The 22783-nt window shown below is 68.7% G+C and carries 21 protein-coding genes, 1 tRNA gene and 1 other annotated feature; of the genes, 10 read left to right on the top strand and 12 right to left on the bottom strand.

Going from position 1 to position 22783, the window contains the following annotated elements:
- Nucleotides 1-98: 98 nt before the first annotated feature.
- Both BUF17_RS07605 and acnA read right to left on the bottom strand, forming a co-directional pair.
- Complete coding sequence (locus BUF17_RS07605; protein WP_073627059.1) at nucleotides 99-704, bottom strand: invasion associated locus B family protein; 606 nt, start codon at nucleotides 702-704, stop codon at nucleotides 99-101.
- Nucleotides 705-927: 223 nt separating this feature from the next.
- On the bottom strand, nucleotides 928-3627 hold the full coding sequence (gene acnA / locus BUF17_RS07600) for an aconitate hydratase AcnA (protein WP_073627318.1): 2700 nt from the start codon (nucleotides 3625-3627) through the stop codon (nucleotides 928-930).
- A gap of 932 nt (nucleotides 3628-4559) precedes the next feature.
- Between acnA and ccmA the strand changes: the two genes are divergently transcribed.
- Nucleotides 4560-5246 carry a heme ABC exporter ATP-binding protein CcmA gene (gene ccmA, locus BUF17_RS07595; protein WP_342185834.1) on the top strand — a complete coding sequence of 229 codons (687 nt, stop codon included), beginning with the start codon at nucleotides 4560-4562 and terminating at the stop codon, nucleotides 5244-5246.
- A gap of 20 nt (nucleotides 5247-5266) precedes the next feature.
- Nucleotides 5267-5923: a heme exporter protein CcmB gene (ccmB, locus tag BUF17_RS07590; RefSeq protein ID WP_073627316.1), complete on the top strand. Its 657-nt coding sequence runs from the start codon at nucleotides 5267-5269 to the stop codon at nucleotides 5921-5923.
- 6 nt (nucleotides 5924-5929) lie between these two features.
- Here ccmB and BUF17_RS07585 read toward each other — a convergent pair whose 3' ends face one another.
- Nucleotides 5930-7279, bottom strand: a complete 1350-nt coding sequence (locus BUF17_RS07585; protein WP_073627055.1) for an Nramp family divalent metal transporter — start codon at nucleotides 7277-7279, stop codon at nucleotides 5930-5932.
- A 507-nt stretch (nucleotides 7280-7786) separates the two neighbouring features.
- Between BUF17_RS07585 and BUF17_RS07580 the strand changes: the two genes are divergently transcribed.
- The 4 genes from BUF17_RS07580 to BUF17_RS07565 all read left to right on the top strand — a co-directional run bounded on the left by BUF17_RS07580 (nucleotide 7787) and on the right by BUF17_RS07565 (nucleotide 10674).
- Nucleotides 7787-8644, top strand: a complete 858-nt coding sequence (locus tag BUF17_RS07580) for a heme ABC transporter permease (protein WP_073627053.1) — start codon at nucleotides 7787-7789, stop codon at nucleotides 8642-8644.
- On the top strand, nucleotides 8641-8829 hold the full coding sequence (gene ccmD, locus BUF17_RS07575; RefSeq protein ID WP_073627051.1) for a heme exporter protein CcmD: 189 nt from the start codon (nucleotides 8641-8643) through the stop codon (nucleotides 8827-8829). Before BUF17_RS07580 ends, ccmD begins: the two co-directional genes overlap by 4 nt.
- Complete coding sequence (locus BUF17_RS07570) at nucleotides 8826-9470, top strand: DsbE family thiol:disulfide interchange protein (RefSeq protein WP_084564212.1); 645 nt, start codon at nucleotides 8826-8828, stop codon at nucleotides 9468-9470. The genes ccmD and BUF17_RS07570 overlap by 4 nt, the downstream gene beginning before the upstream one ends.
- 256 nt (nucleotides 9471-9726) lie before the next feature.
- Nucleotides 9727-10674 (top strand): DUF1223 domain-containing protein, encoded by a 948-nt coding sequence (locus BUF17_RS07565; protein WP_175563644.1) that lies wholly within the window; start codon nucleotides 9727-9729, stop codon nucleotides 10672-10674.
- Nucleotides 10675-10778: 104 nt separating this feature from the next.
- Here BUF17_RS07565 and cobD read toward each other — a convergent pair whose 3' ends face one another.
- The 4 genes from cobD to BUF17_RS07545 form a co-directional block, all read right to left on the bottom strand.
- The gene (gene cobD / locus BUF17_RS07560) at nucleotides 10779-11756 is read right to left on the bottom strand and encodes a threonine-phosphate decarboxylase CobD (RefSeq protein ID WP_139282457.1); all 978 of its coding nucleotides are present in this window, start codon (nucleotides 11754-11756) and stop codon (nucleotides 10779-10781) included.
- 77 nt (nucleotides 11757-11833) lie between these two features.
- Nucleotides 11834-12448, bottom strand: coding sequence for a cob(I)yrinic acid a,c-diamide adenosyltransferase (cobO, locus tag BUF17_RS07555; protein WP_073627048.1), 615 nt, complete (start codon nucleotides 12446-12448; stop codon nucleotides 11834-11836).
- A 162-nt stretch (nucleotides 12449-12610) separates the two neighbouring features.
- Nucleotides 12611-13240 carry a CAP domain-containing protein gene (locus BUF17_RS07550; RefSeq protein ID WP_073627046.1) on the bottom strand — a complete coding sequence of 210 codons (630 nt, stop codon included), beginning with the start codon at nucleotides 13238-13240 and terminating at the stop codon, nucleotides 12611-12613.
- 70 nt (nucleotides 13241-13310) lie between these two features.
- A complete protein-coding gene (locus tag BUF17_RS07545; RefSeq protein WP_073627044.1) occupies nucleotides 13311-13832 on the bottom strand; it encodes a DUF1284 domain-containing protein in 522 nt (173 codons plus the stop codon).
- A gap of 388 nt (nucleotides 13833-14220) precedes the next feature.
- On the opposite strand from BUF17_RS07545, the gene BUF17_RS07540 reads away from it, so the two are divergent.
- Entirely contained in the window at nucleotides 14221-14631 is a 411-nt protein-coding gene (locus BUF17_RS07540) for a hypothetical protein (protein ID WP_073627042.1), read from the top strand.
- Nucleotides 14632-14756: 125 nt separating this feature from the next.
- On the opposite strand, the gene BUF17_RS07535 is transcribed toward BUF17_RS07540, so the two are convergent.
- From BUF17_RS07535 to msrA, 3 genes are all read right to left on the bottom strand, one after another.
- Nucleotides 14757-15848 (bottom strand): alkene reductase, encoded by a 1092-nt coding sequence (locus tag BUF17_RS07535; RefSeq protein ID WP_073627040.1) that lies wholly within the window; start codon nucleotides 15846-15848, stop codon nucleotides 14757-14759.
- Nucleotides 15849-16057: 209 nt separating this feature from the next.
- Entirely contained in the window at nucleotides 16058-17065 is a 1008-nt protein-coding gene (locus BUF17_RS07530) for a CHAD domain-containing protein (protein ID WP_073627038.1), read from the bottom strand.
- A 52-nt stretch (nucleotides 17066-17117) separates the two neighbouring features.
- Nucleotides 17118-17816 carry a peptide-methionine (S)-S-oxide reductase MsrA gene (gene msrA / locus BUF17_RS07525; RefSeq protein WP_139282445.1) on the bottom strand — a complete coding sequence of 233 codons (699 nt, stop codon included), beginning with the start codon at nucleotides 17814-17816 and terminating at the stop codon, nucleotides 17118-17120.
- 478 nt (nucleotides 17817-18294) lie between these two features.
- On the opposite strand from msrA, the gene BUF17_RS07520 reads away from it, so the two are divergent.
- From BUF17_RS07520 to BUF17_RS07510, 3 genes are all read left to right on the top strand, one after another.
- Nucleotides 18295-18371: transfer RNA gene (locus tag BUF17_RS07520), tRNA-Met, on the top strand.
- A 201-nt stretch (nucleotides 18372-18572) separates the two neighbouring features.
- Nucleotides 18573-18628: a sequence feature (sul1 is cis-regulatory element that is thought to sense ions involved in sulfur or methionine metabolism; They are found in Alphaproteobacteria), on the top strand.
- 73 nt (nucleotides 18629-18701) lie between these two features.
- A complete protein-coding gene (locus BUF17_RS07515) occupies nucleotides 18702-20183 on the top strand; it encodes a SulP family inorganic anion transporter (protein ID WP_073627036.1) in 1482 nt (493 codons plus the stop codon).
- Between the two features lie 141 nt (nucleotides 20184-20324).
- A complete protein-coding gene (locus BUF17_RS07510; protein WP_073627034.1) occupies nucleotides 20325-20561 on the top strand; it encodes a cysteine rich repeat-containing protein in 237 nt (78 codons plus the stop codon).
- A gap of 50 nt (nucleotides 20562-20611) precedes the next feature.
- Here BUF17_RS07510 and BUF17_RS07505 read toward each other — a convergent pair whose 3' ends face one another.
- Both BUF17_RS07505 and trhA read right to left on the bottom strand, forming a co-directional pair.
- Nucleotides 20612-21862, bottom strand: a complete 1251-nt coding sequence (locus BUF17_RS07505) for a cupin domain-containing protein (protein WP_073627032.1) — start codon at nucleotides 21860-21862, stop codon at nucleotides 20612-20614.
- A 125-nt stretch (nucleotides 21863-21987) separates the two neighbouring features.
- On the bottom strand, nucleotides 21988-22656 hold the full coding sequence (gene trhA / locus BUF17_RS07500) for a PAQR family membrane homeostasis protein TrhA (protein ID WP_084564208.1): 669 nt from the start codon (nucleotides 22654-22656) through the stop codon (nucleotides 21988-21990).
- Between the last annotated feature and the right edge of the window lie 127 nt (nucleotides 22657-22783).

Raw genomic sequence — 22783 nt, 5'->3', positions numbered from 1 at the left:
GTCACTTTCTCCGCATGGTCCGTAGGGCCAGACTCTCACCGCGATGTCCTGCCGGCCGGACGAGCCGTCTGGCCGGCAGCGACGTCAATGCGGAGACGTCAGTGCGGATTGGCGGCGGCGTCGAGCGCGCCCGGCAGGCCGGCGAACGAGATCGGGATCGCGATGCGCTGGCGGTTGCCGTCCACGAACTCGATGCGGCCCGGTCCCTTGGCGGCCTTCAGGTCCGTCATCTGGTCCGCGGTCAGCTCCACATCGGCGAAGCAGGCTTCGGTGCAGCGCTTGAACGTTGCCTTGAGGCCGTCGCCGGCATCGTCGCCCTGCTTGGCGTCGGCCGTGAGGAAGAACGTGGCGCCCGCCGGAATGAACACGCCGTTCGGAAGCTGGATGATGAGGCGCCACGGCGCATCCTTCGACAGCCGGCCGAACACGACCTGGGCAAGCAGCCCTTCGCGGCCCTGCACCTGAATGCCCTCGGCGGTCTCGCACACCTTTTCGGCATCGGTCTTGCCCGGGGGAACGGCGCACCGCACCACCCAGTCGCCGTAAGTGGCGGTCGTCGCCGTCGGTCCGGTCGCGGCCGGAGCGGCCTTGGGATCCGCCGGCTTGGTCTGGGCCATCGCGGGCCCCGACACGAGGCCGGCGGCGAGCGCGGCGCCGGCGAGAGCCGACAGTCCCCGGCGGACGAAACGCATGGTCGGGATCATCAGGAAAACCTTCGCTGGGATCGTTTCGACAGACCGCTGGAACCGGCGGCCGTTCCCCCCGGCCATCCTGTCCTGCCGCGTGCGGCTGCCCTGCCCACTCGTGTGTCTCAATCGAGGTCCGTTTGCAAGCCGGCGCCTGGAGCCGACAAAAAGAAACGGGCCGAAACAAAAAACCGCCGGCCCGAAGGCCGGCGGCTGAAGCGTCCGAAGCGGCCGACCGCGATCAGGCGGCGAGCTGGCGCAGCACGTACTGCAGGATGCCGCCGTTGCGGAAGTAGTCGAGCTCGTCGAGGGTATCGATCCGGCAGATCAGCGGCACGACCTTGGTGGTGCCGTCGGCGAACGTGATCTCCGCGTCCATCTTCTGGCGCGGCTTGAGATCGCCCTCGATGCCGTGGATGGTCACCGTCTCGTCGCCCTTGAGGCCAAGGGTCTGCCAGGACGTGCCTTCCTCGAACACCAGCGGCAGGATGCCCATGCCGACCAGGTTGGAGCGGTGGATGCGCTCGAACGACTGGGCGATCACGGCGCGGACGCCGAGCAGGTTGGTGCCCTTCGCGGCCCAGTCGCGGGAGGAGCCGGTGCCGTATTCGCGGCCGGCGAACACCACCAGCGGAACGCCCTCGGCCTTGTAGGCCATGGCCGCGTCGTAGATCGGCATCTCTTCGCCGCCCGGATAGTGCAGCGTGAAGCCGCCTTCCTTGCCGCCCAACATCTGGTTCTTGATGCGGATGTTGGCGAAGGTGCCGCGCATCATCACTTCATGATTGCCGCGACGGGTGCCGTACTGGTTGAAGTCGGCCGGGCGGACCTGATGGTCGCGCAGATAGCGGCCGGCGGGGCTCGCTTCCTTGATCGAACCGGCCGGGGAGATGTGGTCGGTCGTGATGGAATCGAGGAACAGGCCCATGACGCGGGCGCCGACGATGTCCGTCACCGGCTTCGGCTCGTGGGTCATGCCGACGAAATAGGGCGGGTTCTGCACGTAGGTCGAGGCGTCCTGCCAGGCATAGGTCTGGCCTTCGGGCACCGCGATCTTGCGCCAGTTCTCGTCACCGGCGAACACGTCTGCGTACTTCTCCTTGAACATCTTCTTGGTGACGTTCTCGCGGATGAAGGTCGCGATCTCCTTGTTCGACGGCCAGATGTCCTTGAGATAGACCGGCTCGCCGCTCTCGGTGTGGCCGAGCGGGTCGCGGGTCAGGTCGACCTGGAGCGAGCCGGCGATGGCATAGGCGACGACGAGCGGCGGGGAGGCGAGATAGTTCGCCTTCACGTCCGGATTGACGCGACCCTCGAAGTTGCGGTTGCCCGACAGCACCGCGGCGGCGACGAGGTCGGCCTTGTTGATGGTCTCGGAGATTTCCGGCGCCAGCGGGCCGGAATTGCCGATGCAGGTGGTGCAGCCGAAGCCGACGAGGTTGAAGCCGAGCTGGTCGAGGTCGGTCTGCAGACCGGACTTCGACAGATATTCCGCCACCACCTGGCTTCCGGGCGCGAGCGAAGTCTTCACCCACGGCTTGGACTTCAGGCCTTTGGCAAGCGCGTTGCGGGCGAGCAGGCCCGCCGCGATCAGCACGCTCGGGTTGGAGGTGTTGGTGCAGGAGGTGATGGCGGCGATCACCACGTCGCCGTTGCCGAGGTCGAAGTCCTTGCCTTCGACGGGCGCGCGGCGGCCGGCATCGCCCGGCTTCTTGAACTCGCCCTCGAGAGCGGCGAGGAAACCGGCCTTGGCGTCGGCGAGCAGCACGCGGTCCTGCGGGCGCTTCGGTCCGGCGAGCGAAGGCTGCACGGTCGAGATGTCGAGTTCGAGGGTGTCGGTGAACACCGGATCCTCGCTCGACTTGCCACGCCACATGCCCTGGGCCTTGGCATATTCCTCCACGAGCGCCACGCGGCTGTCCTTGCGGCCGGTCTCGTCGAGATAGTCGATGGTCTCGCGGTCGATCGGGAAGAAGCCGCAGGTCGCGCCGTATTCCGGCGCCATGTTGGCGATGGTGGCGCGGTCTGCGAGCGAGAGATGGTCGAGGCCCTCGCCGAAGAACTCGACGAACTTGCCGACCACGCCCTTCTTGCGCAGCATCTGCGTGACCGTCAGGACCAGATCGGTCGCGGTGATGCCTTCCTGCAGCTTGCCGGTCAGCTTGAAGCCAACGACTTCCGGCACGAGCATGGAGATCGGCTGGCCGAGCATCGCTGCCTCGGCCTCGATGCCGCCCACACCCCAGCCAAGGACGCCGAGGCCGTTGACCATGGTGGTGTGGGAATCGGTGCCGACGAGGGTGTCGGGGAAGGCGTAGGTCACTTCCTCGCCGTCCTCTTCAACCTTCTTTGTCCAGACCGCCTGGGCGAGATATTCAAGGTTGACCTGATGGCAGATGCCGGTGCCCGGCGGCACGACGCGGAAATTGTCGAACGCCGACTGGCCCCACTTCAGGAAGCGGTACCGCTCCTGGTTCTGCTCGTATTCACGCTCGACATTGCGGTGCAACGCCTCGGCGTTGCCGAAATAGTCGACGACCACCGAGTGGTCGATCACGAGGTCGACCGGCACCAGCGGGTTGATCTTCTCGGGGTTGCCGCCGAGATTCTTCATCGCGTCGCGCATCGCGGCGAGGTCGACGACCGCCGGCACGCCGGTGAAGTCCTGCATCAGCACGCGCGCGGGGCGATAGGCGATCTCGCGGTCGGAGCGGCGCTCGTTGACCCAGGCCACCACGGCGCGGATGTCATCGGCGGTCACGGTGCGCCCGTCCTCGAACCGCAGCAGGTTCTCGACGAGCACCTTCATCGAGAACGGGAGCCGGGAAATGCCGGGAAGGCCGTTCTTCTCCGCGACCTTCAGGTCGAAATAGACATAGGCTTTCTTGCCGACGCCGAGCGTCTTGCGGCATTTGAAGCTGTCGAGCGATTGACTGGACACGGAGTGCAATCCCCTGTTCGAGACCGGGCCGGGCGCCCGGTATGAGCAAAACGATCCGGGCCGGCGCGTGTTGCGGCCGCCGGCCGCCGGCGCGGTTTCCGTCCAGCCCGCCGGGCCGACCGGAAATCACACCGGATGCGAAAGTCCGACGCCTGCGCCGGCGGAACCGGACAGGCGACTTTGAGCGCCCCGCGCCCGCATGGGCGCCGGAGGGCACTCTGTTTCTGCGATCCCAGCGCATCCCGCGGGCCTCGGGTGAAGCCACCTGAGGCCGGGATGCTCTGGAGGGTGCGTGCCGCACGGGGAAGTGCGCGCATGGATGGCTGCGCGCGGCCGGTCGAGTGCAGGGCGCCGCGGCCGCGCTCGTCGCGCTGGCCGTATTGCGGGCGCGACCTGCCGGCCGTCCTCGCTCTTGGCACACCTATATGGCCACCGCGCCGAAGCGTCGTCGCGGGTTGCAAGACCTATACCAAATCCGTTCAGACTAGACCAGATGCAGTCTGGAAGAGTTCGAGGCCGGCGCGATGAGGCGGAAAGTCGCTGCGGCCGGACGGGGGCGCCGGTTTCCGCGGTTTCGCGGGATTGCGGCGTCGCCGTCATGACCGTGGCGCACGGCCGGGTTGCCAGGAACGCGGTGCCGGTCGAAACTCGCCGGCAGCCGGTCGCGCGCCGGTTCATGCCGCCGCAGCGATCCAAGCCACTGTCCGAGCCGTGACCCGAGCCGTTAGACACCCGATTCCCTTCCGTCCGCCAACACCCGCCGTTCGGCCGAGGCTGGAACCCGCCAGGCCATGGGAAGGCCGCGGCCGCGTTCCGGACGACCTTGAAGCCGTTCCAATCATGGTGCGGTGCGGGAGGGTGCGCGTCAATCGATTGCAACCGCGGATCGGAGGCATTCGCCGCCCGAATCCGCGTGGCGGGGTGACGCAGCCGTGGCGAGTGCTGCTGTCGCGGGCAGCGCCGTCATGAGTGGGTCGGCGGCGCTTCCGGCCGTCTCCGCGCTCGCGGTCCGGGATGTCGGGGTGGTCCGCGGCGGGCGGCGGGTTCTCGACGGGGTGGACTTCCGCCTCGCGGCGGGACAGGCCATGGCGGTCACGGGAGAGAACGGTGCCGGCAAGTCGACATTGCTGCGCGCCATCGCCGGCCTCGTGCCCATCGCCGGTGGCAGGGTGGCGCTCGAGGGCAGCGGGCTCGACGACGGCCCGGCGGCGCGCGCGATGCACTATGTCGGTCACCTCGACGCCCTCAAGCCGGGGCTGACGGTGGCCGAGACGTTGCGGTTCTGGGCGTGCTTCCTCGGGTCGCCGCACGACGGGCGGCATCGTCGGGTCGAAGAGGCGCTCGACAGCCTCGATCTTGCGCCGCTCGCCGACCTGCCGGCGGGGCTGCTTTCCGCCGGCCAGCGCCGGCGGCTCGCTTTCGCCCGTCTGGTGGCGGTGCCGCGCCCGGTCTGGCTGATGGACGAGCCCACCGCCGCGCTCGACGCGGCTTCGGCCGCCCGCCTGGGCGCGCTGATGGCCGGGCATCTTGGTCGCGGGGGCATCGTCGTCGCCGCCACCCACGACAACCTGCCGGGCGTCGATCCCCTCCGGCTCGACCTGCCGGGGGACGCCGCATGACCGGCGGCATCCTCCCCGCCCTGTTCGCGCTCTACCGGCGCGACCTCGTGCTCGGCTTCCGGGTGGGCGGCGGCGCCCTCGTCGGCGTGCTGTTCTATCTCGCCGTGGTGGTGGCGATCCCGTTCGCCATCGGGCCGGACCTTGCGCTGCTGGCCCGGCTCGGTCCGGCGGTGCTCTGGATCGGGGCGTTGCTGGCCACGCTGCTCGGCCTCGACCGGCTGTTCCAAGCGGATCGCGACGACGGATCCCTCGACCTCCTCCTCATGGGCGAGGCGCCGTTGGGCCTCGTCGTGCTGGCGAAGGCGCTGGCGCACTGGACCGCGACTGGCCTACCGCTGGTCGCGGCAGTTCCCGTCCTCGGGCTGTTTCTCAATCTCGGGCCGGAGGCGATCGCGGCGAGCGCGCTCTGCCTTCTCGTCGGCACACCATCGCTCACGCTGATCGGTGCCATCGGCGCGGCACTGACGGCCGGCCTCGGCCGCGGTGGGCTGCTCATTCCGGTGCTGGTGCTGCCGCTCGCGGTTCCCGTGCTGATCTTCGGCATCGCCGCGACCACAGGGGCGTTCGGCGCCGCGGCCTTCTGGCCGCCGTTCCTGTTGCTGGTCGCGATCCTTCTCGTCGCCCTGGTGGCGGCGCCGGTCGCCGCCGCCGCCGCGCTCAGGGCCGGGGAAGGCTGATAGCGTTCAGAGCAGCCCTGCCGCCTCGATGATCAGGCGCACGTTGAGCACGATGATGATGAGAGCGGTGATGGCGGCGAGCGCCGTCATCCACAGCGGGGCGACGAACTCGCCCATCTTGCGCCGGTCCGCGGTGAACATCACCAGCGGGACCACGGCGAACGGCAGTTGCAGGCTCAGTACCACCTGGCTCAGGATGAGGAGATGCGCAGTGCCTTCGTCCCCGTAGATGATTGTCACGACGATGGCCGGCAGAATGGCGATGGCACGGGTAATGAGCCGCCGCAGCCACGGCGCCAGACGGATCGAGAGGAAGCCTTCCATCACGATCTGGCCGGCGAGCGTCGCGGTGACGGTGGAGTTGAGGCCGCAACACAGCAGTGCGATGGCGAACAGCGTGGGCGCGATGGCGGCGCCGAGCAGCGGCTGCAGCAGCGCATGGGCCTGGCCGAGTTCGGTGATGTCGAACTGGCCCCGGTCATGGAAGCTCGCCGCGGAGAGCACCAGGATCGAGGCGTTGACGAAGAACGCCACGCCGAGCGCGATCGAGGAATCCCACGTCGCGAACTTCAGCGACTCGCGCTTCTCGGCGGGCGTGTCTCCGAGCCTGCGAGTCATCAGGATGCCGGAGTGCAGATAGAGATTGTGCGGCATGACCGTCGCGCCGATGATGCCGAGCGCGAGATAGAGCATGCCGGGATTTGTGACGATCTCGGTGGTGGGCGCGAAGCCGCGGATGACGCTGCCCCAGTTCGGATCGGCAAGCCCGATCTGCACGATGAAGCACACCGCGATGACGCCGAGCATGGCGACGACGAACGCCTCGATCCAGCGGAACCCGACCGTCTGGAGGAACAGGATCAGCGCCACGTCGAGCGCGGTCAGCACCACGCCGATTTCAAGGGGAATGCCGAACAGCAGGTTGAGGCCGATCGCGGTGCCGATCACCTCGGCGAGGTCGGTGGCGCAGATCGCGAGCTCTGCGAGCAGCCAGAGCATGTAGCCGACCGGACGCGGAAAGGCATCGCGGCAGGCCTGCGCCAGATCGCGGCCGGTGGCGACTGCGACGCGGGCGCAAAGCGCCTGCAGCAGCATCGCCATCAGGCTCGACATCAGCACGACGACGAGCAGCGTCATGCCGTAGGCGGAGCCGCCGGCAAGCGAGGTCGCCCAGTTGCCGGGGTCCATGTAGCCGACCGCGACGAGATAGCCGGGGCCGGCGAACGCAGCGGCACGCCGCCACACCGACGCGCCGGCCCGGGGCGAGATGCTGCCGTGGACTTCAGGCAGCGAGAGCCCGGAGCGGGCGCGACGCCAGCCGGATTCCGCCGAAAGGGCCGAATTGGGTTCGTTCATCGATGCTCCCCGCGCGACTGGCCGGCGTGCCGACATACGACCGACCGTCGCCCCCTGACTTGAATTACGCATACAATTCCCGATGCCTCCGGCCACGCCGGCACGGAAAGGCATTGCGTTCATCCTGGACCGGCTGAGACCGGTGCACCTGAGGCGCAACGGCCTTTCATGGCCCATCAGCACTTAATGCGACTAATTTGCAAAACTAATGACAGCCTCTGACATTGTCGAGAGTTGCAGAGAAATTTTTGCGACTTATTCCGAATAAACGTATCGCCGAGAGGCTACGTTCCGGCGCGCACCCGGTTTCGCGCGAATTTCCGGCGTGCGCCGGATGGCGCCGCCGCCGGTGCGGACTTCCGCCGCCGGACGATGCAGACCGTTCCCTGTTTCCACCGCTTCCGCTCATGCTCTAGATTGGGTGGGTAACGAGCCTCGGAGCGGGCCGGGGGCGGCCGCGCCGCCATCCCGGACCGCAGCCGGGCGCCGGTTCGCAGAGCAGAAGCCATGCCGTTCGCATCCGCCGTCACGGACCTCGCCAATCCCGCCCGCTTTCTGGCGTTCACCGGGCGCGTGCTGCCGTGGCTCGCCGGCATCACGACGGTGGTGATGGCGGTCGGCCTTTGGGGGGCGCTGTTCGTGGCCCCGCCCGACTACCAGCAGGGCGAGACCGTCCGCATCATGTTCGTCCACGTGCCGTCCGCCTGGCTGGGCATGGCGGCCTATGTCGCGATGGCGGTTTCGGCGCTTGGTACGCTGGTGTGGCGGCATCCCCTCGCCGATGTCGCCGCGCGCGCGGCGGCCCCGCTCGGGGCCGCCTTCACCTTCCTCGCCCTCGTCACGGGGTCGCTGTGGGGAAAGCCGATGTGGGGCACGTGGTGGGTGTGGGACGCCCGCCTCACCTCGATGCTGGTGCTGTTCCTGATGTATCTCGGCCTGATTGCCTTGTGGCACGCCATCGAGGAGCCGGTCCGCGCCGGCCGCACAGCCGCTGTCCTGATCCTCGTCGGGGTCGTCAACATTCCCGTCATCAAGTTCTCGGTCGACTGGTGGAACACCCTGCACCAGCCCGCCAGCGTGTTCCGGATGGGCGGGCCGACGATCGATCCGTCGATCCTCTGGCCGCTTCTGGTGATGGCGCTTGCCTTCACGCTGCTGTTCGCGACGCTGCACCTGATGGCGATGCGCAACGAGATCCTCCGCCGCCGGCTGCGGGCGCTGGCGCTCAGGACCGCCGAGCGGCCAAGACGAGCGGTGATCGGGGACGCGAGCGGTCCGCCGCGCGGCGGCAACGGTCCGGCCCGGAATATCGACCTCGGCAAGACTGTGGATATCAGGAACGCGGAAGAGGGAACGCCCGGATGAGCCTGTTCGGTCCTGAAGGCCTCGGCCCTCATGCCGGCTTCATCGTCGCGGCCTATGCGATCACCGGGCTTGTGGTCGCGGGGCTGATCGTGCGTCTCCGGCTCGAACGCCGGCGGCTCCTCGGTGCGATCGCCACAATCGAGGCGCGCCGGGACCGGCGCGCGCCGCCGGGGGCGGGCCGATGAACGACGCGGCGACGCCGGCCGGCGGCGTTCCTCCCGATGCGGCTCCCGCAACACCCCGGCCGCGCCGGCGCGGCGTGCTGGTGCTGCTGCCGCTTCTCGGCTTCTCCGTCCTTGCCGTCCTGTTCCTGCTGCGGCTCGGCAGCACGGAGGATCCGTCCCTGGTTCCCTCGCCGCTGGTTGGCCGGGCCGCGCCGCCGACGGTGCTGGCGCCGCTTCCGGGGCTCGACCGCGGCGGCGCGGCGGTGCCCGGCTTCGATCCCGCGGCGTTCCGGGGCAAGGTGGCGGTGGTCAATGTCTGGGCCTCCTGGTGCGCGCCCTGCCGGGAGGAACACCCTCAGCTGATGACACTCGGATCAGACCCGCGCATCGTGCTCGCCGGCATCAACTACAAGGACCGGCCGGGCAATGCCCTGCGTTTCCTCGGCGGGTTCGGCAATCCCTTCGCCGCCGTCGGCGTCGACCCCGACGGCCGGGCGGGCATCGAGTGGGGTGTCTACGGCGTGCCCGAAACCTACGTTCTCGGCCGCGATGGCACCGTGCGGTTCAAATATGTCGGGCCACTCGATGTGGCCGCGCTCTCCGGCCCGTTCGCAGACGCCGTCGCCCGGGCGGTCGCCGAGCCCGACCCGCCGTCTCCGTGAATGCGCAATCATCGCCGCGACCTTTGCCGGCCGACGCGGAACCGCCGCCATCCCCCCTTACCTCACGAAGCGGTGCTTGAAGCGCGAGCCGACGTGTCTTGCCTTGCCCACTCGGGCAGGGTCTCCTGAAGTGTCGATTTCTCGAACAGAACAGCGATCCCTGCCGATGCCGCGGTCTTCCTCTTCCCCTGTCGCGACCGGACCCGCCCGCGCCTGCCCGCGCGGGGCGCCTCCGGCGGCGCTCACGGGAGCACAGATGGGAGTGGGTGAGGGCGCGGGGACAAAGCGGAGGGCGCGCCGCGGATCGTTCGCCCTCATCTCTCGTCGCCTGCTCGCGAAGGGGCTGCTCGCGTCGGGGATTCTGGCGGTCGCTGCGACGCTCCAGGTCGCTCCCGCCCGCGCCGGCGGTGGCAACAACGGCAATGTCTCCGAGCCCGCGCGTGCTGTGGTGGAACTCTTCACCAGCCAGGGATGCGCCGCCTGCCCACCGGCCGACCATTCCATCGGCCGCTATGCTGACGACCCGTCGGTGGTCGCGCTCACCTATCCCGTCGACTATTGGGACTATCTCGGCTGGACCGATACGCTGGCATCCCGCGTCAACTCCGCCCGGCAGTTCGCCTACGCCAACGGACGCGGTGATCGCTCGATCTACACGCCTCAGCTGGTGATCGACGGCAACGGCGTGCTGGTCGGCGGAGACGACGTCGCGCTCGGCCGCCGGGTGGCCCAGGCGGTGTCGTCCGATGTGCTGCCGGTCGCAATTTCCATCCGTGCTTCAGACGAGGCGGTGCATATCCATGTCGCCGCCGCCACGCCGGGCACGCCGGTCGCTCCGGCCACTGTATGGCTGGTGTCGATGCTGCCGTCGGTCTCGGTCATGGTGCACGGCGGCGAGAACGACGGACGCGAGCTGTTCTATCGCAACGTGGTGCGCGGCATCCGCGCCATCGGTATGTGGAACGGCTCGGCGATCGAAATCGATCTTCCGGTCTCGGAGATCGACGAAAAGGGTGACCTGCCGGCAGACATGCCCGGCACGGCGACGGAAGGAGACCGGCCCGGCAAGGCGTCGCGATGCGCGGTGTTGCTGCAGGCCGATGTCGACGGCAAGCCCGGCCGCATCATCGGCGCGAGCTGGACCGAGATCGATGCCGCCACCCGTGGAGGCGACATGTCGACCGGCCCGGTCATGGCACGGTAGTCTTCCGCTCCGGTGCCGCGGCGCCGACCGCCGAACGGCCTCAAGCTTTTGAATCTGAAGCGATTTCTTGCCGATCTGATGAGTCCATCAGATCGGAAAGCGCTCTAATCCACGGGACCGAGCGCGAGCGCCGTGCCAAGCCGCTGGTAGCCCGCCTCGTCGCGCGGGAGCCCGAAGCGCAGCAATGCCGGGCGATCCGGGAAGCAGCGGACGAGGATGCCGCACTGGCCGAGGCGCTCGTACCACCTCAGGGCATAGTCCGAGCGGGCGAGGCGGAACAGCGCCGTACCGCCCAGAACCTCAAGCCCCGCGTCTTCGAGCATCCCGTCGAGCCGGACGGCCGCGTAGGCGAGATCCGAACGCATCTGGCGCGCCCACGCGTCGTCGCAGAGCGCGGCCTTGCCGATGGCGAGCGCGGGACCGGATACCGCCCATGGCCCGAGCGCGGCGCGCAAGGCAGCGGCCGTGCCGGGCGAGGCGATGGCGAAGCCGAGGCGGATGCCCGGGAGGCCGTGGAACTTGCCGAACGAGCGCAGCACCACGATGGCGCCGCGGTCGACGTCCGCAGCCACGCTTTCGCTGAGCGTCGCCACGTCCATGAACGCTTCGTCGACGAGGAGCAGCCCGCCGCGCCGGGCGAGCGCGGCGCCGAGATCGATCAGCCGGATGCGCGGCACCAGCCGCCCGTCCGGGTTGTTCGGGTTGACCGCGACGGCGAGATCTGAGCCGTGCAGTTCGGCGAAGCTCGGGACCTCCGTCACCGCGTGGCCGGCGAGTTCGGCCGCCCTGGCGTGCTCGGCATAGGTCGGCGAAAGCACCGTGGCGCGGCCCGGCGGAACGAGTCGGGCGACCGCCGGCAGCAGGATCTGCGTGCCCGGCGCGCAGACGACATGGGCCGGCGAGGGCGCCCCGTAGCGCCGCATCGCCGCCTCTGCGAGTTCGGCAAGGCCGTCCGGCTCGGGCAACCGGGTGAAGCAGGCCGGCGACAGCGCGTTCAGCGGATAGGGCGTCGGATTGATGCCGGTCGAAAGGTCCAGAAACGGCTCGGGCGCGTTGGGAAACCGCCGGCGGGCGGCGCCCATGTCGCCGCCATGCTCCAGCGGCGCCGGTGGAAGACGCGGCCTCAGGGGGCCGTGACGGGACACCGTGACGGCTCCGCTCAGAATTCGATGCCGGGCTGAGCCTTCACCCCGGCGGCGAAATGGTGCTTCACGAGGGCCATCTCGGTCACGAGGTCGGCGGCCTCGATCATCGCGGGCCGGGCGTTGCGCCCCGTCACCACCACGTGCAGGCCCTCGCGGCGCCCGGCAAGCGCGCCGACCACCGTCGCGGTATCGAGATAATCGTAGCGCAGCGCGATGTTGAGTTCGTCGAGGATGACCAGGCCGAACCGCGGATCGGCCATCAGTTCCTCGGCACGCGACCAGGCCCGCTCCGCGGCGGCGACATCGCGCGACAGGTCCTGCGTTTCCCAGGTGAAGCCTTCGCCCATGGTGTGCCAGGAAACCCGGTCGCCGAACGTCTCAAGGGCGGTGCGCTCGCCGGTCTCCCAGGCGCCCTTGATGAACTGCACCACGCCGACCGAACCGCCGCGGCCGAGCGTGCGCAGCGCCAGCCCGAAGGCGGCCGTCGATTTGCCCTTGCCCGGGCCGGTGTGGACGATGAGAAGGCCCTTCTCGCGGGTCTTGGAGGCGACTTCCTCGTCCTGCACGCGCTTGCGGTTCGCCATCTTGGCGCGGTGGCGTTCGGCGGCTGCCGGGTCGATATCGGGCATCGCATGCTCCGGGCGGAAGATCGGACGCAGGTCCGGCGGGGGCGTGTCGCCCGCGCGTGGTGAAATGCTCGAGGTGGCGGCCGACCGGCCCGATCCGGAGCGCGGCCGGATATCCGCGGGCAGCCCTGCGGCGCCGCAACCGGCATCGCGCGGGCGGCGGCGTCAGCCGGCCGGCTTCGCCGGGGCGGCGGCGGTGGTCGCGGAGGCCGGCGATCCGGCCGCGGCCGTCGCTGCGGGCGCTGAAGCCGGCGCTGCAAGGATCAGGCTCCAGAACACCTTGTACTTGCTGTCCGGCGCATAGGCGATGCCGATGCCGATGCGGGTGACTGCCGGGTTGAGCATGTTCTTGTTGTGGGGCGGCGAATCCCGCCAGCCGGAGAACGCCTCCGCCAGCGTGCGGTAGCCGGCCGACACGTTCTCGACGGCCGTCGTGGTGACATAGCCCGCCTTTGCCAGCCTCGCCTTCGTCTGGCGATCCCCGTCGAGCGCGTGGCGAATGTCGTTGCGGCTCGCCATCACCGCGGCCTGCGCTGCGGCGAGCCGATCAAGTTCGGGATCGACGCTTACCGGCCCGAGGCCGTGGTTGGCGCGATAGCCGGAGATCATGGAGGCCGCCATCGCGGCATCGACGGTCGCCCCCGGCACGCCGAGATAATCGTAGAAGCTCGGCTGCGAGCGCGAAGGCGAGGTGTCCGCGCATCCGGAAAGGCCGGCGGCGAGGGCGAGCGCGATGGCCGCCGCTGCCGCGCGCGGGGCCCGGGAGAGGTGTCGAAGGGGAGTGATTCGGGTCATGACGGCGACTGTTTCGACCGCCGCTGTCATGGTCAAGCCAAGGAAGAGTGAAGCCGGTACGATTTGCCGGCTATTCTTCTTCCGGCATCCGGACGGCCACCCCGGCGGCGGAAATGGCAGCCGGTGGGAGGGCTGCCGAACGTGCCGCCGCGGCCTTCCGGGGCGCCGCAAGACGGGTGCCGGCGAACCCGTTCGCCGCGATGGCGGTGCAGAACGCCGACCATTCGCAGTCCTCGCAGGCCGCGCGGATCGTGCCGTCGAAGAAGGCGGCGCGCAGGCGCGCCAGGGTGTCATGGTCGAACGTGATGCGGCCGGGTGGTGCGAGCGGATGTCCGACCCGTTCGGAGACTGCGGCGATGGCCTTCCGGTCGCGCTCTCCCACGTGGCAGAGCGTGCAGTGCGCGTCCCCGGGGCCGAGTTCGTCCACGAGCGCGACGCAGATGTCGTCTGGGCCTTCCACCATTTCCGCTTCCTCGCCGGCGGCGAGTCGGCGGGCGATCCGCTCCATGTTCCGGGTGAAGCCGGGGGTGTAGCCATGGCCGCTGAAGGTGAGGAGGCAGAGGAGGTGATGGCCGCGCAGTCGCACCGTCATGATGGTTGTTCTCCATGATGGGATCGTGCGTGGACGGGGCGTCGCGTGACGCCGTCTCGCGGGAGGCATGGCGAGCCGGCGCGCCTGGGCGGGACCGCGGCGGCAGGCGGCGCTTCATCCCCGTGGGGGCGTGCTCGATGCCGTCCAAGTTTATAGCAAATCAAGAGAAACCCCGAAATGCCCGCCCCATGGCGATTGTTGGCCGTCGCGGCGGCCTGTTTGCCGGAAACACGCGCGCAGCGGCTTGACCGTGTTCCACACAGCCCCCAAGATCGCCGCCGTTTCGGTCGGGGGGCGGGCATCGGCTTCGAAGCCGTGCCGTTGGGCATCCCGGATCAACCGAACGAGCGATCGCATTTCAGCCCCCGCGTTGTCCGAGAGGCCACTCATGAAGTTCCTGCCGAAGAAGGTCGCTGCGACCGTCGCCGCCGTCTTTCTGGGCGGCGCGCTGCTCGCCGCCTGCCAGTCGACCGTGGTGAACAAGGAAGACATGCTTGCCGCAGCCGGCTTCACGCCGCGGCCTGCCAACACGCCGGAGCGCCTGAAGGCGCTGACGAGCCTGCCGGCGCACAAGTTCTCGCAGATCAACAAGAACGGCACGACGACCTACGTCTATCCCGATCCCACGGTCTGCAACTGCCTCTATGTCGGCAACCAGTCCGACTTCCAGTCCTACCAGCAGATGATGTACCAGCAGCATCTCGCCAACGAACAGACGATGGCGGCGATGATCAATCAGGACATCATGTGGGACAACACCTGGGATTGGGGTCCGTGGGGCGGTGTTGGCTGGTGGTGAGCCGCCAGACCCTTCGTCAGGTCGCTTGATAGTCAGTTTGTTTGAGAACGGAAAGGCGCGGGATCGTCCCGCGCCTTTCCTGTTTTCGGTTTTACCTTCGCCGGATTTGCCGGCGGCCCGGCCACTCAGGCGGGATCGAGCGCCGGATAGTCGGTATAGCCCTCCGCGCCGCCGCCATAGAGCGTGTCGCGGTTGATCGGGGCGAACGGCGCGTGCCGGCGCAGGCGTTCCACCACGTCGGGATTGGAAATGAACGGCCGGCCGAACGAGATGAGGTCGGCCCTGCCGCTCGCGATGGTTTCCTCGGCCAGCGCCTGGTCGTAGCCGTTGTTGGCGATGTAGGGCGCGCGGGCGCGGCGGCGGATCTCGGCGAAGTCGAAATCGGGCACGATGTCGCGCGGCCCGCCGGTCGCGCCTTCCACCACGTGAAGGAAGGCGAGCCCGAAGCTGCCGATCACGTCGGCGGCGGCGTTGAAGGTTGCCTGCGGATTGCTGTCGGAGCAGTCGCTCGCCGGCGAGACGGGCGACAGGCGGATGCCGACGCGGCCCGCGCCGATCGCCTCCACGGTCGCCGCGATGACCTCGCGCAGGAAGCGGACGCGGTTCTCCACCGGGCCGCCATAGGCGTCGGGGCGCTTGTTGGTGCCATCCCGCAGGAACTGGTCGATCAGGTAGCCGTTGGCGCCGTGGAGCTCGACGCCGTCGAACCCGGCTTCGATGGCGTTGCGCGCGGCGGCGGCATATTGCGCCACGATGCGCGGGATCTCCGACGCCTCAAGCGCGCGCGGCTCGGAGACGTCGTCGAAGCCGCCCTTGAGATAGGTCTTGGTGTTGGCCCGGATTGCGGAAGGCGCCAGCGGCGCCGCGCCGTTCGGCTGCAGCGAGACGTGGGACACGCGGCCGACATGCCAGAGCTGCGCCACGATCTTGCCGCCGGCGGCGTGGACGGCCGCAGTGATCGGCTTCCAGCCGGCGACCTGCGCCGGGCTGTAGATGCCGGGCGTCGCCTCGTAGCCCTGGCCTTCGGGGCTGATCTGGGTGCCTTCGCTGACGATCAGCCCGGCGCTGGCGCGCTGGCGGTAATAGTCCACCGCCAGAGGCGAGGGTACGTTGCCCTCCACCGCGCGGTTGCGCGTGAGCGGCGCCATGACGATCCGGTTGGCGAGGTGCAGGTCGCCGATCTGTACGGAATCGAACAGGGTGGGCGTTCGGGTCATGTGACGAACCTTGATGATGGGTCCGGCCGGCGCAGAGCGGGAGGAAGGCGCGGCCGGCGGGAAACCGGGAAAGCGGCGCACGCAAGTAAAGCGGGCGCTGTGCTGATGTAGAGCGCCACCCGCGGTTCGCAAGGGTGAGGTTCTGTCACAGCTTCCGAGCGAATACCCACACCCTTAGATGGCAGGAAGCCGGAAAACCGCCGTTGCGGCTATTCCTCCGACACCATCGGCAGCGGCCGCACGATGCTGGCGGCGAGGCCGATTCCGGCGGTCGCCGGCGGTGCCGGGCTTTCTTCCTCCCGGGTGGCGGGCGTGTCGTCGGCGGGCGCGTGCAGGCCGCGGCGGAAGCGCCGCGGACCCTGGCCGAACAAGGCCTCACCGAGGACGAAGGCCTGGGCGCGCAGTTCCTCGCGGCGACGGGTGATCACGCCGATGACGGTCGCCGCTTCGCTGGGCGTTCCCACGATCTCCGGCTCCCCGGCGACGATCTCCTCGACGACGGAGAGGTCGTTGGCGTCTCCCAGGATGTCTCCGAGCCGATCGAGCGCCGTGATCACCGGCTGAGAGGCGGCGGCGAGCCGCTGGGCAGCGAAACCGGTAAGGTGCGCGCGGTGTTTCACCGCCTTGCGCCATTCGTGGAAGGCCTCGGTTTCCGAGGTCTCCATGGCGACGGCCATGGTCTCGCGGCCGGCATCGTATGCGGTGCCGAGAGCCTTACGCAGACGCTTTTCGCCGAGGTCCTTTTTCCCCTTCTCATCGCCGCCCGACTTTGCATCCAGCGTTTCGATGATCTCAAGCGCGCGGCGGACCTCTTCGCTTGCCGGCTCAAGCGGGGAGGACAGGGACCGGGCTTCCGCGGCGCGTGCCTCCAGCACGGCGAGCAGCCGCTCGAGCGGCGCGGCCGCTTCGTCCCCGCCATAGACGATGAGGTCACGCACCGTCTTGACCGCCACGTCGGCGTCCCGGCTTTGCGACAGCAGGCGGGCGGCGTCACGAAGCCTGCGGCGTTCGCGGTCCGCCATGCGCCGTCCGATCGCGGGCGCCAGCGCCGCCACGAGACTGCGGGCCTTCTTCAACCGCCGCCGGGCGATGTGGGTTCGCTCCTCGGCCGTTTCCTTCTCGTCGCGGAGGGCCGCGTCGACCGCCTTCAGTTCGCGCCTGAGAAGCCGGATGAATCCTGCGACCACCGGTTCCCGACGCTTCAACCGCGACGCCATCGTGTCCTCCGCTTCGCTGCCGTGCGCCCGATCCGGCGTGGGAGGCCCCTTGTCAGGCCCCGGCGTTCGCGGTGCCCGGCAGCGGACAGGAGACGCCCGTGCCTTTCAGCCCACAATAGCCGTTCGGATTCTTGGCGAGATATTGCTGGTGATAATCCTCGGCGAAATAGAACGGCCCTGCCGGCGCGACTTCGGTGGTGACGGGACCGAGCCCGCGAGCGGCAAGAGCCTTGCCGTAGGCGGCGACGGCCTGCTCGGCAACCGCCGCCTGCTCAGGCGTGGTCGTATAGATCGCAGAGCGATATTGCGTTCCGATGTCGTTGCCCTGGCGCATGCCCTGGGTCGGGTCGTGGGCCTCGAAGAACGTGGCGAGAATCCGCTCGAACGACACCAGCTTCGGATCGAACGCCACCAGCACCGCCTCGGTGTGGCCGGTGAGGCCGCTGCAGACCTCGTGATAGGTCGGGTTCTGCGTCGTGCCGCCGGCATAGCCGACCGCCGTCACCCACACGCCCGGCAACTGCCAGAACAGCCGCTCGGCCCCCCAGAAGCAGCCGAGCCCGAGATAGACGGTCTCGATCCCGTCCGGGTAGGGGCCGGCTACGGAGCGGCCATTGACGAGGTGAGTTTCGGGCGGGGCGATCGCCTCGTCACGCCCCGGCAGCGCGTCGGCCGCGCGGGGCAGCGAGAGCTTCTTCAGCAGCATGTCGGAGAGAGACGAGACCGAGAAACGGTTGCTGGCGAGAGACATGGTCGCGATCCTCCTGAAATCGAAGTGCGGCGCTCGCACTGCGTCGCGGGTGCTCGGCCGGGCCGCGGCGGAAGCGCGGCCGCTGCCTTCGGCGATCCGTGGCGCTCCGCCATCCCGTGCGGCCGGATGCCGGTTGCGGGCGGGCCGAAGAGCGCCGTCGGCTCGCCAGGGCGCGGTCCGGAACGGGCGATTTCCGCTGCCTAAAGTAGTGTCACCGCGCCCCCGGCGCCAGAGGGGTGGCGACGGCGGGGCTCGGCGCCCGATTCCGCCCGGCGATGCCCGTCGGCCCGGCGGGTGCGGATGCGGTTGCCGCGTTTCACCGCCCGCGGCCCACGAGGCGGACTTCCCGACGTTCCACCGCCGCGAGCGCCGCAAGCCGTTTTCCCGGCTTGACACGGACGAACCGGACTTTCTATATCCCACCGTCGCTTGGCGGCGGGTCGCGACGGTCCTTGACCGGTGACCTGCGCGGGCCGATGGCGGAGTAGCTCAGCTGGTTAGAGCAGCGGAATCATAATCCGCGTGTCGGGGGTTCGAGTCCCTCCTCCGCTACCATCACCCTCGGCGACCATCACATTCCGCTACCATCACAATCGCGTGGTTTGCTCGATCCCGTGATTGAGGCGATTGATGCGGCCTCGTGTTTCCCCGGTCTCGTTTCCTGCTATCGGATGTGACGCCCGCGCCCTTGGTGCACGCCTGTCAGGCGGAACGGTTGCGCCCTGGGTGAATTTGATCTAGGTCAAACCTCATTCGTCTGGACCCGGTGCAAGCCCGGGTGGCTCTTCCGGCCGCCAATCCGCCGGACAACGCACGGTCAGAGCAGTCGTCTTTAACGCCGCATGCGGCGGACGCTCCCCGTTTGCGAAGTTTTCCCCCATTCCCATGACCATTTCCTCCCGCTACGCCCGCGAGTGGCTGTCCAATATCCGTGGCGATGTGCTGGCCGGCATCGTCGTCGCCCTCGCCCTCATCCCCGAAGCCATCGGGTTCTCGGCGATTGCCGGCGTCGATCCCAAGGTCGGTCTGTTCGCCTCCTTCGCCATCGCCTGCGTCTCCGCCATCGTCGGCGGCCGGCCGGGCATGATCTCCGCCGCGACCGCCGCGACCGCGGTCGTGATGGTCAGCCTCGTGCGTGATCACGGCCTGCCATATCTGTTCGCCGCAACCATCCTGATGGGCCTCATCCAGATCGTCGCGGGAGCGCTCCGGATCGGGCGCGTGATGCGGTTCGTCTCGCGCTCCGTCATCATCGGCTTCGTCAATGCGCTCGCCATCCTGATCTTCCTCGCGCAGCTGCCCGAACTGATCGGCGTGCCGCTCCCGACCTATCCGATGATCGCCGCGGGTCTTGCGATCATCTATCTCCTGCCGTTCGTCACCAGGGCGGTTCCCTCGCCTCTCGTCGCGATCGCCGCACTCACCCTGTTCTCGTGGTGGAGCGGAATCGAGCTGCGCACGGTCGGCGATCTCGGCGAACTGCCGTCCAGCCTGCCGATTTTCGCCCTGCCGCAGGTGCCGCTGACGCTGGAGACGCTGCAGATCATCCTGCCCTACTCGCTGACGCTGGCGGCGGTCGGCCTGCTCGAGTCGCTTCTGACCGCGCAGATCGTCGACGACATGACCGACACCCTGAGCAACAAGAGCCAGGAATGCGTTGGCCAGGGTGCGGGCAACATCGCGTCCGCGCTGATCGGCGGCATGGGCGGCTGCGCCATGATCGGGCAGTCCGTCATCAACGTCACCTCCGGCGGGCGCGGGCGGCTGTCGACGTTCGTCGCCGGTGCCTTTCTGCTGGTGCTGATCCTGCTGCTCGACGATTTCGTGCGCATCATTCCCATGGCGGCGCTGGTCGCGGTGATGATCATGGTTTCGATCGGCACGTTCTCGTGGCGCTCGATCCTCGATCTGCGCACCAATCCGCGCTCGTCGTCCGTCGTGATGCTGGCGACCGTGATCACGGTGGTGGCGACCCACAATCTCGCCGTCGGCGTGCTGGTGGGGGTGCTGCTCTCCGGCGTGTTCTTCGCGGGCAAGGTGGCCCGCCTCGTCCACGTGGCGGCGACCGTCGACGCGGCGGGCGAGCGTGTGACCTACACCGTATCCGGCCAGATCTTCTTCGCGTCCGCCGAGGTTTTCCTGCGCGGCCTCGATCTCGACCGGCCGTTTCGGGCGGTGGTGATCGATGTGAGCCGCGCGCATTTCTGGGACATCACGGCGATCGGCGCGCTGGACAAGGCGGTGCTGAAACTGCGCAAGGCCGGCGCGGATGTGGAGGTGCGCGGTCTCAACGAAGCGAGCGCGACCATGGTCGACCGCTTTGCCCGCCACGACAAGGATTTGCCGGAGACGACCGCGCCCCATTGAACCGGCATCGCGTGGCGATGTTTGGGACATGCGCACCGTGCAGCGGGTCCGACCAATATAAGGCATTGGCGCCCGTGATCCGGGCGAACACAGTGCAGGGCGCGTCGACACCATCCGAGACACGAGCAGAGGTTGCGGAAAATGCGTCTTCCCGTCGTTGCGATCACCCTGATGTCTGCGGTGCTTCTGGCCACGCCGTCGCTGGCGCAGCAGCAGAACGATCTGATCAAGTATTGCAAGGCCGACATCGAGCGGCTTTGCCCCGGCGTGCCGCCCGGCGAGGGCCGCCTGATGGCCTGCCTCAAGGCGAATGCCAAGGCCATGAGCGTCGGCTGCGCCCAGGCCCTGCAGAAGATGAAGGCGAACGCCGGGAAATGATTCTCCCGGCGCAAGCCGTCTGAGATAAGACGCTCATCGAAGCCGGCGGGTCACCCCGCCGGCTTTATGCCGAGCTGGCCGCGCGGGAAGCGGGCGAGAACCGCCGGATCGATGTTGAGGTGCTGCGCGACGAGCTCCGGCGGCGTGTGGGTCAGCCAGTCGGACAGGTCGACCTCCTGATATTCCGGCGCCTTGAAGATCACCAGCACCTGGACATCCTCGTCGCCGGTATTCTGGATGTAGTGGCCCTGGCTTTTTGGTGCGACGCCGACGTCGCCGGGGCCGAAATCGAAGGTCTGCGCCCGCGGGCCGGCATTGAAGACCGTCATCCGGCCCCGCCCCTTGATCCAGTACTGCCATTCGTCGGCGTTCGGATGCCAGTGCATCTGCCGCATCGCGCCGGGCTTGATCGTCTCGATGGCGGCGGCGATGGTCTTCGACAGCTTGAAGGTCCGGCTGTCGGCGAGCTGGATCGAGCCCCACTCGTTCTGTTTCACCGGCTTGGTGGCCGTGAGCGAGAACGTGAACGGTTCGGCGGGTGCGCCCGCCGAGGCAACCGCCGCCTGGTCGGCCGCGAGCGGGCCGGGTTCCTTGCCCTGGAAGATCCAGAGATCGTGCAGCGGGATGTTCTTGAACGTATCCGCCGGAACGCCGAAATTCTGGCTCAGGATCTCCGGCGGCGTGTGGGCGATCCAGTCGGTGACGAGCAGGGTGTTGAATTCCGACTGGTAGGCGTCGTCGAACACGATCAGGAATTCGCAGCCCTCCGGGCCGAGGCCCTGGAGCGAATGCGGACAACCCGAGGGGAAGTACCAAAGGTCACCCGCGCCGACATCCTGGACCGTGGCGTGACCGTACTGGTCGAGCGCCGTCACGCGGCAGCGCCCTTTGGTCATCAGGCCCCATTCGGCCGCGAGGTGCCAGTGCAGTTCGCGGATGCCGCCCGGGCCGAGGCGCATGTCGACGGCGGAAACCGCCTTGGAAGCCGGGAAGTCGGCGGCGGTGATCTGGCGGGCCCAGCCGCCGGCCTGAATGCGCCGCGGCATGATGTTGAACGACGACCACATCATCGGCATGTCGCCGACGTCGGTGGGCGGGGGGCTCTGCAGCGTCGGAAGCTGTGCCTCAAGCGCGGAGTTATGCGGGCCTGGATCGGAAAGGGCGGCCGGGTTGGCATTGATTGCGCCCTCCGCCGGCTCGTCCGGATTGCCGAACGAGGCCGCCTCGGCCGCGCCGGCCGCCATGGCGACGCCGCCAACGGCTCCGATCGCGAGCAAGGTACGACGGGACAGATCTTCCATGCTGGTCCTCCCTCTCACGCCCCTGAGGCCGTGGTCCGGCGGACCACGGTACGGCGCTTCGATTGGGGAGGATGCGTGTTGGGCGACGCGACTTCAACGGGCTTCCGCGCCGCAAGGGCCCCGTCTTACAGCGGTCGCAGGACGACCCCGCCCATCACGGCGGCGTAGTGCACCGCCGCTGCCGCGAGCACGAAGGCATGCCACACCGCGTTCTGGAACGGCAGCCGCTCCCAGACGTGGAAGATCACGCCCACCGTGTAAAGCACGCCCCCGACCGCGAGCAGGACCAGCGTCGTCGTCCCGAGCGCCGCCGCGAGCGGGCCGATGGCGACCACGACGGTCCACCCGAGGGCGAGATAGAGCGGGATCGTCAGCGGCTCGAACCAGCGCGGACGGAAGAACTTGGCGATGGCGCCGAACAGCGCGCCGGTCCACACCGTCGCCATCAGCCAGAACGCCCATGCGCCGTCGAGGCCGACGAGGGTGAACGGCGTGTAGCTCCCGGCGATCATCAGGAAGATCGCGGCCTGGTCGAAGCGCGACAGCAGTTCGCGCCGGGGGCTCGACCGCGCCATGTTGTAGATGGCCGAGCAGCACAGCATCGCGATCAGGCCGACCGCATAGACCGAGACGCCGACGATCTCGATGGGCCGGCCGCCGAGTGCGGCCATGACGATCGCGGTGATCGCACCCGCACCGCCCGCCGAGAGGCCGATGATGTGGATGATGTCGTCCGCCATCAGTTCGGCACGGCTCGGCAAACGGCGCATGCGATGCACGATCTGAGCGATCATGGCCCGGTTCCTTTGTTGCGAAGCGGTGAGGACGCGAGTATCCGGATCAATAACGGCGCTGGCATGACCGGCCGGTCATCGAACCGTCCGCTGCACCGCTGACAGCCCGGCCTCCCGGTATCGCCCA

This window comes from Pseudoxanthobacter soli DSM 19599, from assembly GCF_900148505.1.
In the GTDB taxonomy this organism is placed as follows: Bacteria; Pseudomonadota; Alphaproteobacteria; order Rhizobiales; family Segnochrobactraceae; genus Pseudoxanthobacter; species Pseudoxanthobacter soli.
This window is presented reverse-complemented; position numbering and strand designations above follow the sequence as displayed.

What these genes read in the sequence shown, in the direction of transcription:
- msrA (WP_139282445.1), bottom strand. Translation starts at nt 17,816, where the DNA reads ATGTCTCTCGCCAGCAACCGTTTCTCGGTCTCGTCTCTCTCCGACATG.
- BUF17_RS07550 (WP_073627046.1), bottom strand. Translation starts at nt 13,240, where the DNA reads ATGACCCGAATCACTCCCCTTCGACACCTCTCCCGGGCCCCGCGCGCG.
- cobD (WP_139282457.1), bottom strand. Translation starts at nt 11,756, where the DNA reads ATGGGCGCCGCCCGCCGGCGGTTTCCCAACGCGCCCGAGCCGTTTCTG.
- BUF17_RS07570 (WP_084564212.1), top strand. Translation starts at nt 8,826, where the DNA reads ATGAACGACGCGGCGACGCCGGCCGGCGGCGTTCCTCCCGATGCGGCT.
- BUF17_RS07545 (WP_073627044.1), bottom strand. Translation starts at nt 13,832, where the DNA reads ATGACGGTGCGACTGCGCGGCCATCACCTCCTCTGCCTCCTCACCTTC.
- BUF17_RS07535 (WP_073627040.1), bottom strand. Translation starts at nt 15,848, where the DNA reads ATGACCCGAACGCCCACCCTGTTCGATTCCGTACAGATCGGCGACCTG.
- cobO (WP_073627048.1), bottom strand. Translation starts at nt 12,448, where the DNA reads ATGCCCGATATCGACCCGGCAGCCGCCGAACGCCACCGCGCCAAGATG.
- trhA (WP_084564208.1), bottom strand. Translation starts at nt 22,656, where the DNA reads ATGATCGCTCAGATCGTGCATCGCATGCGCCGTTTGCCGAGCCGTGCC.
- BUF17_RS07530 (WP_073627038.1), bottom strand. Translation starts at nt 17,065, where the DNA reads ATGGCGTCGCGGTTGAAGCGTCGGGAACCGGTGGTCGCAGGATTCATC.
- BUF17_RS07540 (WP_073627042.1), top strand. Translation starts at nt 14,221, where the DNA reads ATGAAGTTCCTGCCGAAGAAGGTCGCTGCGACCGTCGCCGCCGTCTTT.
- ccmD (WP_073627051.1), top strand. Translation starts at nt 8,641, where the DNA reads ATGAGCCTGTTCGGTCCTGAAGGCCTCGGCCCTCATGCCGGCTTCATC.
- BUF17_RS07510 (WP_073627034.1), top strand. Translation starts at nt 20,325, where the DNA reads ATGCGTCTTCCCGTCGTTGCGATCACCCTGATGTCTGCGGTGCTTCTG.
- BUF17_RS07505 (WP_073627032.1), bottom strand. Translation starts at nt 21,862, where the DNA reads ATGGAAGATCTGTCCCGTCGTACCTTGCTCGCGATCGGAGCCGTTGGC.
- BUF17_RS07580 (WP_073627053.1), top strand. Translation starts at nt 7,787, where the DNA reads ATGCCGTTCGCATCCGCCGTCACGGACCTCGCCAATCCCGCCCGCTTT.
- BUF17_RS07565 (WP_175563644.1), top strand. Translation starts at nt 9,727, where the DNA reads ATGGGAGTGGGTGAGGGCGCGGGGACAAAGCGGAGGGCGCGCCGCGGA.
- BUF17_RS07585 (WP_073627055.1), bottom strand. Translation starts at nt 7,279, where the DNA reads ATGAACGAACCCAATTCGGCCCTTTCGGCGGAATCCGGCTGGCGTCGC.
- BUF17_RS07605 (WP_073627059.1), bottom strand. Translation starts at nt 704, where the DNA reads ATGATCCCGACCATGCGTTTCGTCCGCCGGGGACTGTCGGCTCTCGCC.
- BUF17_RS07515 (WP_073627036.1), top strand. Translation starts at nt 18,702, where the DNA reads ATGACCATTTCCTCCCGCTACGCCCGCGAGTGGCTGTCCAATATCCGT.